We start from the raw sequence: 16,334 nt of genomic DNA, 5'->3' as shown, positions 1-16,334 counted from the left end.
GTGGGAGGGGCGGAACCTATCGGTTCCCCCCTATCCCGATATCTTATGCAGTTATGATCGTACCTTGATGGAATCTAAGCTGCCATTTATCGTTTGATGATAATTGCCAAATTGATGAGCGGAGTGCTTGATTGAACGAGTTGCCAGTTTGATCCATTTCATAAGATTGATAAGTCATTAGCACAATATTGTCATCCAGCCATTTCATAGCAAAAGATTGTGAAAAAATTGAGGAAACAGTTTTTATTTCTGTAGTTAATTCATCGATCACTATTTTTTTAGTATAAACATAACCTGATTTACTGATTTCCAGAAAATCATCGTGTAATACAATATTAAGCCAATCAGCATTATTCCTTTTTTCACCATGAAGACTGATTTCAAGATGTCTGATTAGTTTTAAAATAGCTAAATTTTCCTGAACCATATGAACTCTAAAGAAAATAAACTAGCGTAAAATAACATCGGTAATAGGCGTGTTATTATTTAAATAATTATTTTTAATAAGCTATTTACATTCATTTTTTTATCAGATAGTTATAAAGTAGTCAAGTTGAAAAAGAGGTATGTATGGAAATTATAATTAGGGCGACTGAGCCTGAAGATACTGAGCATTATCAAAGAATTTATAGCCATCCAGATGTTTATTTCAACACTTTGCAACTCCCATGCCCTTCGCATGAAATGTGGCGAGAGCGTTTGAGGATAAATAAAGAGCAAGGGGATATTGATTTTGTTGCTGAAATAGATGGTAAGGTAGTGGGTATAATAAGATTATTTACCTATGCTAACCCAAGACGCAGACATGCCGTGGGCATTGGTATTGGTGTTGATGAGGCTTATTCTGGCAAGGGCGTTGGTTCAAGGTTGATGGCATTTGTGGTTGATTATGCATTCAACTGGTTAGGTTGTATCAGAATTGAACTGGAAGTTTTTGCTGATAATGAAAGAGCGATAGCCCTATACTCAAAATTTGGATTTGAAGCGGAAGGTATCCGGCGTATGCAGTCACTAAGAAATGGTCAATATTGTGATGTTATGGGAATGTCTTTAATCAAAAGTCGATTTGTGTGATATTTTTTTGGAGTTTCTTTCGTTTTAATAACAATGCAAACCGATATTCAACTCCAAAGAAAATAAACGTGTGCATGAAAAAAAGATTGATTTTCCATTCTTCTAAATTTTTTTGAATAAAATGTTCATTTATTTTTTCATTAATGGTTATAATAGGTGTGTATGGGAATTAAAATTAGAGTGACTGAGCCTGAAAATGAAGTGCATTATCAATGAATTTATAGTAACCCGGATGTATTATTCTAATACAATGCAACTTTCATGCATTTCGTATGGGATGTAGTGTCAACGCTTTAAAAAAATAATATTAAAGGCAATATTGATTTTTTTGTTGAAACAGACGGTAAAGTGATAGGTACATTGAGACTCTCTCCTTATGCTAATCCAAGACATTGATAAGTGGCAGACATTGGTATGGGAGTTGATTCAGCTTATTTTGGTAAGGGTGTTGGCTCAAAGATGGTAAATATTGCGATATTATGGGTATGGCCTTGCTAAAAAATCGGTTAACGTGATGTTTTTTAAATTTATGGTAACCAAATTGATAGAGGAAGCACTAATTTTGATTGCTTCCTTTTCTATTTTAGACGCAGAAAAAGAAAATACTCCTTTTTTCTAACGTTAGAAACCTCGTTGTAGTATTTTATATTTGTATTCTTGTGAGTTCAGTTGAGTTTGTAATTGTGTCATAAGAATATCTTGATGCTTAAATTCATTGCAGACAAATAAATCAAGCGCTGCATAGTGATATTCAGGCCATGTGTGTATCGTAAAATGTGATTCTGCTAATATTATATACCACTGACTCCCCAAGGTTTAAACTCATGGAAATGATGGGTGACGATATTAAGGTTACATCTACGGGCAATATCAAACATCATTTTTTCTATTTCAGATATAGACTTTAACTTATTGTTATCACAATGTGGGTGCCAAGTTTATTAGTATCAAATTGTTTAGTATGGGTAGGTAAGAGAGTTTTTTCTTGTCCTCTATATTGAAATTTCGTTTCATAACATTGTTCACAACCTATTTCTATCAACTTCTCTATCGTCAATATGCTTTTTTCATATCCAATTTTCATCATGTTATGGCATGACTTACATTGATAAAACTTCACACGGGGATTAAGTTCCCCAGTATATATTTTGCTAGAGAAAAAGCTGTCTTCTGGGATTGTTGAGTATGTATTTTGTGTTACGGAAAGAATATAGAGGTCGCTGACATTACCAATAATACTGCCACCATGATATTGATTGAATTGCGGGTCACGTATTCAATGCGTTGATTACCTCTAAATATAATATTCTCTTTCAATAAAAGTACCGATGACTTTGTCATGCATTTCTGGCGATTTTGAATAACCGAGTGTTTTACGGTTCAATCGCTTAATCCGATTACGTAGAGTGAGATTTTCACGTTTGATACGTTGTGTGAAACTTTTTCCGATGAGGTGCTTATTTTTCGGTAACATATTGTAAATATTGAAATTATCTGTACACCAGAAAGCTACGTTGAATCGAGCAAGTTTTTTTAATAATTTCTTGAGTGTTTTCTTGCTCCGCCTTCCGAAAGTATGAGCAATGATACGTTTCAGACGGGGTTCCCAAGCATACCATAACCAGCGTTGTTGCTCTTTATTACCCACAAAAGACCCCATCTCGTCAACTTCGTAGATAAGCTGTATATCCGAATTCTCGAGAGGAAGCGTTGTTACATATCGTGGGCAGAGTTTTTTAGTGTGCGAACAACCGCATTAATGCTGATATGTAATGTCCGGGCGGTATCACGAATACCTGAGTTATTCATTGTCAGATAAATAATTTGCTCTTTGATTCCGGCCTGACAGGCGCGATAGGAATAGTCGAGTTGGAAAGTCCGATTACAAGACAAACAACGATAACGCTGATAGCCTCCTTTACCTTTACCCTGTTTTTTAACCTCTTTTGTCTGATCACAAAATCGACATTTAACTTCAACCATTGCCACTCACATTCTCCCCATAAAAAATGGTTATTATACCTGAATAACAACACTTTGAATACGCAACCTAAATTATCTCGCAAACGCTGACTACGGTTAGCATTAGGATACTGACATAATGGTAGAGGGTGATTGAAAAAACACCCCATCTTTTGCTTTTTTAATTCTTAAAAAAGTTAATTCCAGTTTGTCCTGAAAGTTTGTCCTGATTTTGATAAATCATGTCTGCCAAAAAATCCGCGACTTTTCGTATTCTGGGTGAATGGGCCAAATCAGACTGAATTACAAGCCAGATGGGCTTATCTATGCCTAAATCACGCGAAATACAGGTGAGCCCTGCGCTACTGCTGGCAGCAATATGGGGTAAGACAGCTAATCCCAGCCCTGCATTTGCCGCTGCGATCTGACTAAAAATCGAGGTTGTTGCGACTGAAAGTGGGCGACCTCTTAGAGTTTGTTCAAGCCAGTTCGAAGAAGGAAGTTGCGAGTGTTCATTTGTCCAACCAATAAAATTGGCGTTGTCGTATTCACCTTTAAATATGCCAGAAGGGCAGGTTGCTAAATAGGCTTCACTTCCATACAGACCCAATCCTAATGTGCCCAGTTGCCGAACATTAACATGTCCTTGCTCAGGCCTGACGATGCGAAGTGCTAAGTCAGCATCACGGCGGTGGAGATTCACAGAGTAGATATCAGTAGTGATCTCTATCGTCAGATTTGGATGATTTTTTTGTAGGGCTGGCAAGTTTTGCATAATTAAGTGATTGGCTAATGTTTCTAATGTTGCAAGGCGCACGGTTCCCGCAATGACTGCCCGTGTATCGGCGTCAAACAGCAATGAACTTGCTGCCATCTCCATTGCCTTAGCTTTTTCCAGTAGTTCTGCGCCATCTTCCGTTAGCCGATACCCCGCTTGATGCCGGAGAAATAGAGGTATTCCGAAGGTATCTTCCAACCGTTCGATTTTTCGCGATACCGTTGCCACACCGATACCAAGAAGAGCCGCCGATTTACTGATAGTGCCTGTTCTTGCAACTGCCAAAAATATCCGAATGTCATCCCAAATAAGTGATTGCACGGTGTAATTTCCATTTATGAAAAATTGATTACCAATATTGTCTAAATATTTCAATTTTGAAAGATGCCACAATGATTTTGTCAAAATGACTCAGTTTGGTCTGTGAATAAATCAAAAAAATTAAGGTAATGGATATGAGAACGACACCACAGTTAGCGGTTATGCTGACGTTAATCGCAACATTCTTTTGGGGATCAAATTTTCAGGTAACTAAATTTGCGCTTGTGAGCTTACCACCGTGGACGGCTTCCGTTGAGCGTTTTTTCTTTGCAGTCATTTGTATTTTTATTTTTTTAGCATGGAAAGAGGGGATTCATGGGAAGGTTTTGAAACAAAATTGGCGGGTGTTTGTTGTCCTTGGGGCTATTGGGGTTGCAGGATTTAATGGAGCGTTTTTTGTCGGTCTTCAAAGTTCCAGTCCGATCACTGCTGCACTGATTATGGCAACGACGCCCATTTCTGCCAACATTCTGGAAGCTGTCATATATCGTCGGATGCCTGAATTTGTGCGTGTGGTTGGCATGGTTATCAGCTTGCTGGGCGTTGCTTTGGTTATTACCAACGGTCAATTGTTTTTTGGCGGTGCGGTTCAGGTGGCAACGGGCGATATGATCATTTTTGTCGGTAGTCTTGGCTGGGCGATTTATACGGTAGGAACAAGAGTTTTTGTCAGTGGTGCGACACCATTGGAAACGACTAGTTGGACGATGCTTTTTGGCGCAGTTATATTGGTGTTCATTGCTTTTTTTGTTGAATCACCAGTTCCTGCATTATCAGCCGGAACGTTTGAAAGTCATTTGGCTTGTATCTATATAGGTATTGGCGGTTCCACTTTTGCGTATCTTTTTTGGAATATGGGCATTGCGATTCGCGGAGCAGGAAAGACGGCAATATTTTTCAATTTCGTTCCCATTTTTGCGCTTGCTATACAGGTAATGATGGGAGATATACCCAGTTTGGCACAAGTTATTGGTATCGTTATCACCATTGTTGGTGTGCTTTTAGGGCAGGGGGGTATTGCGGTATGGTCAGTTTTCAGGGGGGATGCAAAAAATAATAGGTTGTAAGCGTGCTTCTCTGTTATCTGAATCATTAATCTGAGATATTGCAGGGATTGGGCGTAGTCTTTCTCTGCCTTTTTTAATATGTTGTTATTAATTTTTTTTCCATTAACTCTCCATTTTCCTGATGATCTGCTCCAGATCATCGATTTTAATTTGTGTTTATTAATTGGTTAATATGGTTTTTATTCGCTGTGTTATAAAGTGCCGTGTCATTTTTGTGGGGTGATTAAATATAAATTAAAAAATGTGGTCTAGTGTTGTGGCGAATAGTTAACCAAATGACTTATTTTTCTTGTGTAATTTAAAAGAATTGGCAGAGCGCATGATATCAATATAACGTTGCTGGTCTTGGTACATTTGCAAATAAACTTGATACTTTGCCTGATGGAATGGGTACGTTTCCTTATCTGGATAAATAACATCTCCTGCTCGCACCATTGTTTGTGCTGCTTGTGCTATATTAGCAAATGCTCCGCAGGCGACCGCACCTAATATGGCTGCACCAAGATTAACGGCATCTTCTTCCTGAGCTAAATGGATTTCTTGTCCTGTCGCATTGGCATATTCCCGCAGCCATAATGGATTTTTGGTCGCACCACCACACATCACCAGACGGTCTATTTGATGCCCTGCGGTAATCAAGGTATCAATTATATGGCGTGTGCCATAAGCGATGGATTGCAACGTTGCCAGATAATATCGAGCTAATGCTTCACGCCCTTGTTCCAACATTAATCCACTAACCATGCCTTTGGCTCTGGGGTTTGCCCGCGGTGATCGGTTACCGTGATGATCGGCCAAAACATGAAGCTGTTTTGTCGGATATTTTTCGTGTTGTTCCAACTGCGTAACGGCGTCATTCAGAAGTTGGTAGTAATGACGACCAGAGACTTTGGTTTCGGCCTCCAATGCTGGCCATGCCTCATGCTGGCGGATCGACCATTCAACTAGCGCACCTGCTGCGCTTTGTCCACCTTCATTTAGCCAATACTCCGGCAGCATGGCACCCAAATAAGGGCCCCAGACGCCTGGAACCATCAGTGGCTCAGGGCTGACAATCATATGGCAATTGGAGGTTCCGCTGATAATCGCCAGACTGCCTGTCGGTTTTGCACCGACCAAAGCCAGACCTCCGGCATGGGCATCAATAATGCCACTGGCAACGATAACTTTGCCGTGCAAACCGAATGCTCTGGCTGCTTCCTCAGTCAAATAACCTGCTTTTTCACCCAGTTTTAGAATGGTAGATGGTATTTTGTCTGTCAGGTCTCCCAGCCCGATTCTTTGAAGAAATTCTTTGCTGAACTGTGCTTGATGGGCAAGATAGTTCCATTTACAGGTCAGAGTACAAACACTGGCAACATCTGCTCCCGTTGCTTTCCACACCAGAAAATCTGCTAAATCAAAAAAACGCCACGCTGCCTGATAGCGTTGCGGAAAATGGTTTTTCAGCCATAAAACCTTAGGTAATTCCATTTCGACACTTACTTCACCGCCAACATAACGCAGGGCGGGATCATTCGTGAGGTTAATGCTGGTGGCTTCCTCTCCTGCCCGGTGATCCATCCACATGATGATGTCACGCTCTGGATTACCATTTTCCGCAATAGACAATGGTAGCCGGCTTGAGCCGACTGCAACCAAGGAGCAAGTAGCATCAAAGCTGATAGACTTAACATGAATGGAGTCGATATCTGCCTGAAAGATGACTTCTTTGACGGTACTACAGACATTTGCCCAGATATCTGCCGACGACTGTTCGAAAAAATCTGTTTTAGAATGAAATTGTTGGATAGGGAGGACGGAAAAAGCTAGTCGCTTACCTTTTAGATCAAAAATAGCAGACCGCACACTGGCAGAGCCAACATCAACACCAATAAAATATTGTTGCCCCATGCGATACCTCGTTGTTTTTATTTGATGCTAACATTCAGAGTAGGCTTTTTACTTCAATTTGTCGTGTTTCTTTTCTCGTATGGGAATTTCTGGTTATCACAAATAATCCCAAGCTGTGTTTTTCTTTCAGAAAAGAGGAGAAATCTGTCATTATGTAAATTAAAAACTAAAAGGCGATGGTATGGATAAAAAAATTATAGAAATACTGCAATACGAATTAAAAACAGGAACAGGTGAAGAGTTTCACCGTATAATGATGAGTATCAGCGTACCATTACATAGAAAAAACGGTATAGATGTTGTGAGTTATGGTAACTCATTACATGATCTCGATTCATATTATCTGATTCGCGCTTTTGATAATTTTGATGAGATGCATGAAATTCTGACTGAATTTTATAAAAGTAGTGATTGGATCAAAGGCCCTAGAGCAGACATTATCGAGAGAATGGATAAAAGCGTAAAATCGATAATTGAGCTTCCGGTGTTATCCATTGATGCGTTGCGTGGAAGTAATCACATAGATGAAGTATTCATTATATCTTTTTGATTGATAGAACAGAATAAATTTATTGAAGAAAAGTAGTCATTTTATTCTAACAACTTCTCGGCTATCTTTTTTACATATTCCAAAAGAGAAATTTCTTATCTCCCAGTAAATTTGACGATATTCGATGAATGATCATTGATAAAAATAAAAACTAACATACAATCACCATGGTAACTAATTTATTAGTGGAGATCTCAGTATGGAAAAATTTACTGATAAATTAATTAGCCTGGATCGATTTATCTTACGGATACTGCGCTTTCTTTTGCATGCATTTATTGTATTTTTGATCGGTATTATCCCTGGTGTATTGGGTTTTTTCTTGATTGAAAGCCATGCTATACCTGATGCAATACTGAATTCTGTCTTAATGATTGGAACTCAAAACTTGCATATTGAGCCAGTCAGCACTCCGGGGAAATATTTTGCAGCTATTTATGGGCTATTCCTTCAGGCAATCTTTTTCATCGCGGTTGGGATGGTAGTGACACCTTTTGTCCATCGAATACTACACAGTTGGCATATTGATGATGAAGAGGATGAAGGTAGAAATATCCAAGATAAATAATTTATATTTTTTCACCTATATTCTTTGTCTTTCTAGCTAAAATTTGAGTTATATATGAAGGGGGGATCTAACATGCTAAAAATCAGCGAATTATTGTATTTAATATGGCATTTTTAGTGGAATGTAGTGGTGGTGTTCAATCTCAAATAAGATTTATCTCTGGCAGAGAGTAAAGTGATGAAGCAAGGTCGTTGTTTATGTGGCGCTGTTGGCGTAAAAACCAATCAAGGTATTGAAAATATTAACGCATGCCATTGTAAAATATGCCAAAAATGGAATGGTGGTCCATTTTTATCGGTAGACTGTAAGAATGATCTACAAATAGAAGGTGCTGAAAATATTTCAACATATTCATCGTCAGAATGGGCAGAACGAGCTTTTTGTAAAAAATGCGGCACACATCTTTTCTATCATTTGCATCACCCCAGTGCTTATTATGTACCAATTGCATTGTTTGATAATAATCATTCAAGTAAATTATCCCGCCAAATTTATGTAGATAGTAAACCAACGTATTATAATTTTGTTGAAAAGACTCCTATGCTGACTGAACAAGATATTCTTAATTTATTTAAATAATCGGCACAATATGAGGGCGATATCGCCCTCATATTGTGGTGGATTAAAATAAATAGGTTATTCATAACCGATTTATATGTTGTTTTAAAAAATATGGCCCGAAGTTGTTTGGTCAATACATTTCATAATAAACAAGATAATTAAAATGATTTACTTTATTGATATGTAATAATTTTCTTTCTGTTTTGCACTAATGTTAGTATAATCCATTATCTCATCAAAAAGATTTTGATATCACCCGAGAGATGATGTTGTCTTCTTTCAAATTATCTTATGAAAATCATAAAGATAAATTCAATATGTCCGCTTGGTTTTGGATCTTATTAATTTGCCACTATTTTAGTGGGTATTACGTTAGTGGAGATGTTGTTTGATTAATGTTTTATTAGTTGATGACCATGAACTGGTTCGCATTGGCGTGAAAGGCATCCTTGATGATGTAAAAGGAATTAAAGTCATAGGAGAAGCCGGCAGTGGAGAAGATGCGGTCAGATGGTGTAGATCAAACAGCACGGATGTTGTCATTATGGATATGGGGATGCCGGGTATGGGAGGGCTTGAGGCAGCCAAAAAAATCATCCGTTATTCACCTGATACACGGGTGATTATGCTGACTATTCATACTGAAAGCGCTTTGCCCCCGAAAGTAATGCAGGCAGGGGTCAGGGGATATTTGAGCAAGGCTGCAACTCCTCAGGATATGATCAATGCGATTCGGGCCGTTTATGCGGGGCAGCGTTATATCTCTCCAGATATTGCCCAGCAGATGGCACTCAATCAATTATCACCCCAAAAAGAAAACCCGCTGGATGGGCTCTCAGAGCGGGAATTACAGATCATGACTATGATAACTCAAGGCCGCAAAGTCACTGAGATTTCTACGCTGCTAAACCTGAGCTCAAAAACAGTGAATAGTTATCGCTATAGAATGTTCAGTAAACTAAATATCAATGGTGATGTAGAATTGACCCATATGGCAATACGCTGTGGGTTGCTGGATACGCAGAATATGGTAAATCACGGCGGATGATAAGGTTTGATGGGTGATAAATCGTGGCAGAGCAATTTAATTCAAAGGTATTTTTAAAAACCGTCACCAGCCAGCCGGGTGTCTACCGTATGTATGATGCCACCGGCACTGTGATTTATGTCGGTAAAGCCAAGGATCTAAAAAAACGGTTATTTAGCTACTTTCGAACACAAGTTAGCAGCCGAAAAACAGAATCATTGGTGAAGAATATTGTCCAGATAGACGTCACCATTACCCACACAGAAACTGAGGCACTCCTGCTTGAACATAATTACATCAAACTTTATCAGCCTCGCTACAATGTATTGTTGCGGGATGATAAATCTTATCCTTATATTTTCTTGAGTGGCGATATCCATCCTCGTCTGACCCTATACCGTGGTGCCAAACATGCGAAAGGTGAATACTTCGGGCCGTTTCCCAATTCCCATGCCGTGCGTGACAGCTTGGCTTTATTGCAAAAATTATTCCCTATCCGTCAATGTGAAGACAGCGTGTATCGCAATCGTTCAAGACCTTGCTTGCAATATCAGATTGGCCGCTGTCTTGCCCCTTGTGTTAAGGGACTTGTGACGGATGAAGAATATCAGCAACAGGTTGAATATGTCCGCTTGTTTCTGGCGGGTAAAGATCAGCAAGTACTGATTGAACTGATTAGCAAAATGGAAAAAGCGAGCCAACAGCTTAAATTTGAAGATGCTGCCCGTTATCGCGACCAGATTCAAGCCGTGCGACAAGTGACGGAACGGCAATTTGTTTTTGGAGAAGGTGATGACCTCGATGTTATCAGTGTTGCTTTTGAGGCTGGTATGGCCTGTGTGCACGTCTTATTTATCCGTCAGGGAAAAATATTGGGTAGCCGGAGCTACTATCCTAAAATTCCTGTCGATACGAAATTAGATGAAGTAGTACAGACTTTCCTTGGTCAATTTTATCTTCAGGGTAGCCAAAACAGGACATTGCCGACAGAAATCTTGCTAGACTTCTCTCTACCCGAAAAAGAACTGTTGGAAGCATCACTTTCTGAATTATCGGGCAGAAAAGTCCATATCCAAGCACGTCCAAGGGGTGACAGAGCGCGCTACTTAAAATTGGCACGTACTAACGCTGCAACAGCATTGACCTCGAAGCTCTCCCAACAATCAACAATCTATCAGCGATTAGAATCACTTGCTGTATTCGCAGGCTTTGAAAAAATCCAGCGTATGGAATGTTTCGACATCAGCCATACGATGGGAGAACAAACCGTCGCATCCTGTGTTGTTTTTGATAGCAATGGTCCTGTTCGTGCAGAGTATCGCCGCTATAATATTACGGGTATTACGCTGGGAGATGATTATGCAGCGATGAATCAGGTCTTGCGTCGTCGATATAGCAAAGCTATTGATCAGAGCAAAATCCCAGACATTATCTTTATTGACGGTGGTAAAGGCCAACTTGCACAAGCGGTTGAAGTTTTCGACTCTCTGGAGGTTGAATGGAATAAAAACCATCCCAAACTAATTGGTGTTGCAAAAGGTAGTGACCGTAAAGCGGGATTGGAAACTTTATTTTTTGAAGCAGAGGGTGAGGGCATGGCACTTCCTCCTGATTCACCTGCATTACATGTTATTCAACATATTCGTGATGAATCTCACAACCACGCCATTACAGGCCACCGCCAGCGTCGAGAAAAAGTGAAAAATACCAGTACACTGGAATCAATAGAAGGTATTGGACCAAAACGTAGACAAATGTTGCTAAAATATATGGGCGGATTACAACCTTTACGCAATGCAAGTGTAGAAGAGATCGCAAAAGTGCCTTCTATTTCTTATGCACTGGCAGAAAAAATCTATAATGCGTTGAAACACTAAGAGTATTGATGCACCATACTGATAAACTTTACATGGCCAGATAGTTACTAAGCATTATGCAATTAAATATTCCAACATGGCTTACTCTGTTCCGTATTGCCTTAATCCCATTCTTTGTTTTGGCATTTTACCTGCCATTCCAATGGGCACCGATGGTGTGTGCCACTATCTTTGTTGTTGCCGCTGCAACCGATTGGTTTGATGGTTTTCTTGCCCGTTTGTGGAAACAAACAACGCGCTTTGGGGCATTTCTTGATCCGGTGGCGGATAAAGTCATGGTTGCCACGGCGTTGGTGCTTATTGCAGAACATTATCATACGTGGTGGATTACATTGCCTACCGCGACAATGATTGCTCGTGAGATCATCATATCTTCCCTGCGTGAATGGATGGCGGAATTGGGAAAACGCAGCAGCGTAGCCGTTTCCTGGATGGGAAAAATAAAAACCACTGCACAAATGGCAGCATTGGTCGCCCTGTTGTGGCGTCCCTGCATTGAAATTGAAGTGGGGGGATTCATCTTATTATATGCTGCAGCGGTATTGACGTTTTGGTCAATGTTTCAATATTTGAGCGCTGCATGGAACGATTTGCGTGAAGGTTGATCGAAGTGACGCAAAAACCATCGAATGAACGCATTTTATAAATAATTGTGTTGACTCATTTCGTGAAATAAGTAGAATGCAACGCATCGAACGGCATATGATATTTACGAAACAAGTTAAGTAAATCAACGAGTTCGAAGAAAAGCGGGAATAGCTCAGTTGGTAGAGCACGACCTTGCCAAGGTCGGGGTCGCGAGTTCGAGTCTCGTTTCCCGCTCCAAAAAAGGCGCGTTGGCAGAGTGGTCATGCAGCGGATTGCAAATCCGTCAACCTCGGTTCGACTCCGGGACGCGCCTCCAGATTCAAGCCCAGGTGGTGAAATCGGTAGACACAAGGGATTTAAAATCCCTCGGCTGTAAGGCTGTGCGGGTTCAAGTCCCGCTCTGGGCACCATCTAAAAATTCACTCGTAAAACAGTGAGTTAGCGTTAAGAAAGAGCCACCTTTTCGGTGGCTTTTTTGTTTTCTGAGAATGCTAAAAAAAACCGAATGGGCAGCAGAATGGCGGCACTGTGGCGACGCTGTATAAATACACACTATTCATTTCACGCCAGTTTTCCTTCAAAAATCACCGCAGAAAAAAATATTTTTCACAGAAAAAAGCACACCCGATTGAATCATGATGTGCTTTTGTTGATTATTTATTCAGTGGTGCTAATTAAAAGTGCATGACAGTTTGCTGACCCCTGACAGGATGGGGCGGGGCGGCTTCAATCAGGGTCGGTTTGGTCACGTACCGGACAAAGGTTTCATGGCTGACGAATGTGGCACCACAATTGATATTCTGGCACTGGTTGTAGCGTTCTTTGGTTTGGGGCGTGTGTTCAAAGCTGCTGCGGGTATGGGCAACATGGAAGCAAAGGGGGCATTTCATCATGATATGCGTGCCTTCTTAAAAAGGACTGCCAGCTTTGTTAGGCAATGGCGCGATTATAGCAAATCAGGCGCCCATGTCAGCATCTGAAATCTTTACTTCCAGTTCTAAGGCCGAGGTTAACCCGTTGTCATTCAAGGTATGGGTGACCGTGACCAGCGTCCAGTCTGCCCTGTCAATCTCAGGCTTGAAGCCGTTTACCCTGACTTTCATTTCGGGAAACAGTTCCGGCCGGCCCTTGGCCAGTTGCATCGAAAACGAGGCGACGCCGCGCTGGATCTTCTCCCACTCGGTTTTGGCGGCCCGTTCAGCGTTGGATTTGTAAGCGTAAGTGTGTTTCAGCACCAGTACATTGCCCTCACTGCCGGCCAGATATTCCCCCTGTTTTTCTTCTTTTTTCTGCGAATGGGTTTTGCGCCGTTTGCGTTTGACGGTGACGTTCTCTTTCTTCTTGGGTTCGCGGGTGTTCAGCCAACTGGCCGAAACGCCGGTATAGGCATCACGATCGGCCAGTGAAAACCGGTATCCGTCGCCCGATTGGCGGGTAATGCTCACCACCGGCAGGAGCTGACCGCGGGCCGTTTTGTTTTGTCCCTGCCGGATAAACAGCAGACAGCCGTTCTTGACGGTAGCCATGGCCCCTTCCTGTTTTGCCAGCCGTGTCAGGAAGCTGCCGTCCGATTCGTTGGTCTGGTCGATGTGGTTAAGGGTGATACCGGCCAGCGTTTTGTCCACTTCGGGTTTGAGGTTGTTGCGCGTGGCGACGGTGTGCACGATGTCACTGATGGTTTTCTGGTGATAGGACAACTCCCGGCTGATATTGAGGGTTGCCCGGAAGTCCGCACTGCGGGCGCGAATGTTGATTTTATCCGGTGCGCTGCTGTACTCGATTTCATCCACCATAAAGGTGCCTTTGTGGATAAGCGGTTCCCCCTGCCAGCCCAGATGCAAAGACAGGGCCGTTCCGCGTCGGGGCAGGGATAACAAGCCGTCGCTGTCGTCCAGTTCAATATCAAGTAGAGCAATATCAACCGGATAAAGGAGTTTTATTTCGTTTTATCTCGCCCGATGGCTATGAAGGTGTACATGGTTTTTTAATCTATCCTTATATGCAAGAGAAGACGTTAATTATCCATTTTACTCACCTTTGTCTAAGAAGATCTCACTACTTAATATGGCATTGTTGTACACGCTGGGTTCACGATGCTTTGATTTGTGATTTGCTTGATGGAGTAGAATTATGCTTGACCGGAGTTGTGGTTCATCCAAGGCGCTGGAAGTGGCGTGTATACTTTATCAGACATGTACTAGGCGGTGTACGTTTGTTGATTGGAAAATTCAAGTCAAGGAGTAAGAAAAATGAACGCTCATGATACGAAACAGCAATGGGTAGTTAATGATTTGTGTAAGGTAATTGTAGGGTTCCGTAATTTCACGACGCATACAACAAGATCCAAGTATGTGTCGTTTGCTATTGCGGATCAATTACAGATGTGTGAGCTATTGGTAAAGTTATCTCAATCTCAGCTTAACAACGAGCTGGTATCACAATATCCTAATTACTTGTTTGAACAATTAATAGACCTTGGATTTCTGAAACCGATCGACAAACTTGGTATACTCGGCCACTTTAAACGCGCGTTCAATGTACTCAACAGTGGCCGTTACGTATCAATCAAGTTTAATGGGCATTGTTATTACGTTGCCTCTTTTGTTTTTATGGCTTTTTATTCCCAGCATGAAAACGATTTTCTGAGGGAGACGGTCGTACTACCGGCTTGGTCTTCCAAGTTCACCTCTAAGGTATTTGACATTATCACGGAGGGGCTGAGTTCAGAACAATTTGACGTTCTTCCAAAGGCGATGAAAAATCGTTTGCTCAAGCACGGGTTAATTACTTCTGTGGATAAATTGCCTTTATTTGAGCGTTTCTTTAGTCAGCACTGTCAATTGTCAAGTAGTCTGATCAATGAACTACCGCTGTTTTATCGAAATCACCTGCCGACAATTGATGTGTCTTCTCATTTATATCAACTCAATCCGAGAGTCTACTTGTCGATTGATGGTCTGGATGCCAAGCTGCGGGGACAGATTCCGAATTTGAAATGGGCTTTATCCTGTTCTCCCAATATATGGGTACATGATCCAGTTAAGGACATTTTGTCAATGTATTGGCTAACACCGGCCCAACAAAAAAATCTGCATGATCTGTTGGCTTCTCGTATGCATATTAATGAATTAGAGCTGGAAACGTTTACCTTATTCGTTTACAGCGGCATTGTGTATGATCCAAGTATGATTCAAACACGACGAGAGCAGTGGTCGTGGCAATTGAGCGAACTAAAAAAGCAATTGGTTCAGAATTCTTGCCTCACTTTTGAAAGTATTCTGTCACCAATTGAACTAGCGATCGCAAGGAAATATATGCGTTTTATGATGGATAAGAAATATTTACTGCTGGATCGTGCCAATGGCAATACTCAACAACGTCTCTGGTATCATCGGGATGAGTTCTCTTTTTATCTACAAGGTCAGGTTTGTACGTTGATCAATCAAGTATTAACAGATCCAGTCAAACCAGGCCATAACGCTTTAACTATCTACAAGTCAGGAGCTATCTTACCCCGCCACAAGGATGATGTGTTGGCATTTTCTTGGGTTATGTCGCTGCCAGTTGAGACTAAACCAGAAATATCAAAGGATCAGGCGTGGCCAATTTATGTAGAAACTCCCATGGTTGTGCACAAGGCAATGTTACAGTCTGGTGATGGTCATTTGATCAACCCGCAGATGCCACATTGGCGAGATGTATTGGAAGATGGTCAACTCAGTATCTTGCTATTGTGGTTTGTACCACAAAATTTCACAGGATATGTCAATGGTAACTGGATCGATTGACAGGGCAATCGCATCTAAAATTAATTGACAATGATTTAATTTCATGTGCTTATGCTGACTTCAGTACAATTCTTTATATCCTCTGTCAGCCTCTTGTTACAGCATGTTACTACACTTGAAGCTCCCGTGTTCACCGAACTCAGTTGCATAGTTCGGAAAGCGGTCAAGTTCAATAAAGATTTCTATCCCTTTACTGTGTATTTTCTTACATTTTGAATAACCAATGGTTTTTCTATTCAATCTTTTGATTTGGGTATGATTAGGGGGTGTTGACGTTTTG

14 protein-coding genes, 3 tRNA genes and 3 pseudogenes are annotated in these 16,334 nt (G+C 41.0%); 12 read left to right on the top strand and 8 right to left on the bottom strand.

All coding sequences use genetic code 11. The features are described from left to right. Positions 1-43: 43 nt before the first annotated feature. The gene (locus tag H8A87_RS18380) at positions 44-427 is read right to left on the bottom strand and encodes a nuclear transport factor 2 family protein (RefSeq protein ID WP_198691356.1); all 384 of its coding nucleotides are present in this window, start codon (positions 425-427) and stop codon (positions 44-46) included. 143 nt (positions 428-570) lie between these two features. Between H8A87_RS18380 and H8A87_RS18375 the strand changes: the two genes are divergently transcribed. Further along, the gene (locus H8A87_RS18375; protein ID WP_198691355.1) at positions 571-1,074 is read left to right on the top strand and encodes a GNAT family N-acetyltransferase; all 504 of its coding nucleotides are present in this window, start codon (positions 571-573) and stop codon (positions 1,072-1,074) included. 621 nt (positions 1,075-1,695) lie between these two features. On the opposite strand, the pseudogene speD reads toward H8A87_RS18375, so the two are convergent. The 3 genes and pseudogenes from speD to H8A87_RS18360 all read right to left on the bottom strand — a co-directional run bounded on the left by speD (position 1,696) and on the right by H8A87_RS18360 (position 4,135). Further along, positions 1,696-1,952 (bottom strand): annotated as a pseudogene (speD, locus tag H8A87_RS20085) (adenosylmethionine decarboxylase). A 416-nt stretch (positions 1,953-2,368) separates the two neighbouring features. Continuing rightward, positions 2,369-3,063 (bottom strand): IS1 family transposase gene (locus H8A87_RS18365; protein WP_198691354.1). Its coding sequence is split into 2 segments (ribosomal slippage): positions 2,369-2,814 and positions 2,814-3,063, totalling 696 coding nucleotides; the frame shifts between segments, so codons are not numbered across the junction. A 154-nt stretch (positions 3,064-3,217) separates the two neighbouring features. After that, positions 3,218-4,135: a LysR family transcriptional regulator gene (locus H8A87_RS18360; protein ID WP_332460398.1), complete on the bottom strand. Its 918-nt coding sequence runs from the start codon at positions 4,133-4,135 to the stop codon at positions 3,218-3,220. Between the two features lie 134 nt (positions 4,136-4,269). Here H8A87_RS18360 and H8A87_RS18355 point away from each other — a divergent pair, with 134 nt between their 5' ends. Continuing rightward, positions 4,270-5,202, top strand: coding sequence for a DMT family transporter (locus tag H8A87_RS18355; RefSeq protein ID WP_198691353.1), 933 nt, complete (start codon positions 4,270-4,272; stop codon positions 5,200-5,202). Between the two features lie 267 nt (positions 5,203-5,469). On the opposite strand, the gene H8A87_RS18350 is transcribed toward H8A87_RS18355, so the two are convergent. Then, the gene (locus H8A87_RS18350; protein ID WP_198691352.1) at positions 5,470-7,095 is read right to left on the bottom strand and encodes an FGGY-family carbohydrate kinase; all 1,626 of its coding nucleotides are present in this window, start codon (positions 7,093-7,095) and stop codon (positions 5,470-5,472) included. 181 nt (positions 7,096-7,276) lie between these two features. On the opposite strand from H8A87_RS18350, the gene H8A87_RS18345 reads away from it, so the two are divergent. The 9 genes from H8A87_RS18345 (at position 7,277) to H8A87_RS18305 (ending at position 12,676) form a co-directional block, all read left to right on the top strand. After that, on the top strand, positions 7,277-7,645 hold the full coding sequence (locus H8A87_RS18345; protein WP_198691351.1) for an NIPSNAP family protein: 369 nt from the start codon (positions 7,277-7,279) through the stop codon (positions 7,643-7,645). Between the two features lie 199 nt (positions 7,646-7,844). After that, positions 7,845-8,213: a hypothetical protein gene (locus H8A87_RS18340; RefSeq protein WP_198691350.1), complete on the top strand. Its 369-nt coding sequence runs from the start codon at positions 7,845-7,847 to the stop codon at positions 8,211-8,213. Between the two features lie 177 nt (positions 8,214-8,390). Then, on the top strand, positions 8,391-8,792 hold the full coding sequence (locus H8A87_RS18335) for a GFA family protein (RefSeq protein WP_198691349.1): 402 nt from the start codon (positions 8,391-8,393) through the stop codon (positions 8,790-8,792). 370 nt (positions 8,793-9,162) lie between these two features. After that, the gene (uvrY, locus tag H8A87_RS18330) at positions 9,163-9,822 is read left to right on the top strand and encodes a UvrY/SirA/GacA family response regulator transcription factor (RefSeq protein WP_198691348.1); all 660 of its coding nucleotides are present in this window, start codon (positions 9,163-9,165) and stop codon (positions 9,820-9,822) included. 23 nt (positions 9,823-9,845) lie between these two features. Beyond that, positions 9,846-11,678, top strand: coding sequence for an excinuclease ABC subunit UvrC (gene uvrC / locus H8A87_RS18325; RefSeq protein ID WP_198691347.1), 1,833 nt, complete (start codon positions 9,846-9,848; stop codon positions 11,676-11,678). 56 nt (positions 11,679-11,734) lie between these two features. Then, the gene (gene pgsA, locus H8A87_RS18320) at positions 11,735-12,283 is read left to right on the top strand and encodes a CDP-diacylglycerol--glycerol-3-phosphate 3-phosphatidyltransferase (protein ID WP_198691346.1); all 549 of its coding nucleotides are present in this window, start codon (positions 11,735-11,737) and stop codon (positions 12,281-12,283) included. Positions 12,284-12,427: 144 nt separating this feature from the next. Then, positions 12,428-12,503, top strand: a tRNA-Gly gene (locus H8A87_RS18315). A gap of 5 nt (positions 12,504-12,508) precedes the next feature. Next, positions 12,509-12,582 (top strand) — tRNA-Cys (locus H8A87_RS18310). A gap of 7 nt (positions 12,583-12,589) precedes the next feature. Next, a tRNA-Leu gene (locus tag H8A87_RS18305) sits at positions 12,590-12,676 on the top strand. 264 nt (positions 12,677-12,940) lie between these two features. Here the strand turns inward: H8A87_RS18305 and H8A87_RS18300 are convergent. Both H8A87_RS18300 and H8A87_RS18295 read right to left on the bottom strand, forming a co-directional pair. Then, complete coding sequence (locus H8A87_RS18300; RefSeq protein WP_198691345.1) at positions 12,941-13,159, bottom strand: ogr/Delta-like zinc finger family protein; 219 nt, start codon at positions 13,157-13,159, stop codon at positions 12,941-12,943. Positions 13,160-13,222: 63 nt separating this feature from the next. After that, a pseudogene (locus tag H8A87_RS18295) lies at positions 13,223-14,173 on the bottom strand (phage late control D family protein); the annotation flags it as partial. A 342-nt stretch (positions 14,174-14,515) separates the two neighbouring features. On the opposite strand from H8A87_RS18295, the gene H8A87_RS18290 reads away from it, so the two are divergent. Further along, positions 14,516-16,054, top strand: a complete 1,539-nt coding sequence (locus tag H8A87_RS18290) for a hypothetical protein (protein WP_198691344.1) — start codon at positions 14,516-14,518, stop codon at positions 16,052-16,054. A 96-nt stretch (positions 16,055-16,150) separates the two neighbouring features. Here the strand turns inward: H8A87_RS18290 and H8A87_RS20080 are convergent. After that, positions 16,151-16,334: pseudogene (locus H8A87_RS20080) on the bottom strand (hypothetical protein); the annotation flags it as partial.

The sequence above is a fragment of the Xenorhabdus lircayensis genome (genome assembly GCF_016306625.1).
GTDB lineage: Bacteria > Pseudomonadota > Gammaproteobacteria > Enterobacterales > Enterobacteriaceae > Xenorhabdus > Xenorhabdus lircayensis.
This window is presented reverse-complemented; position numbering and strand designations above follow the sequence as displayed.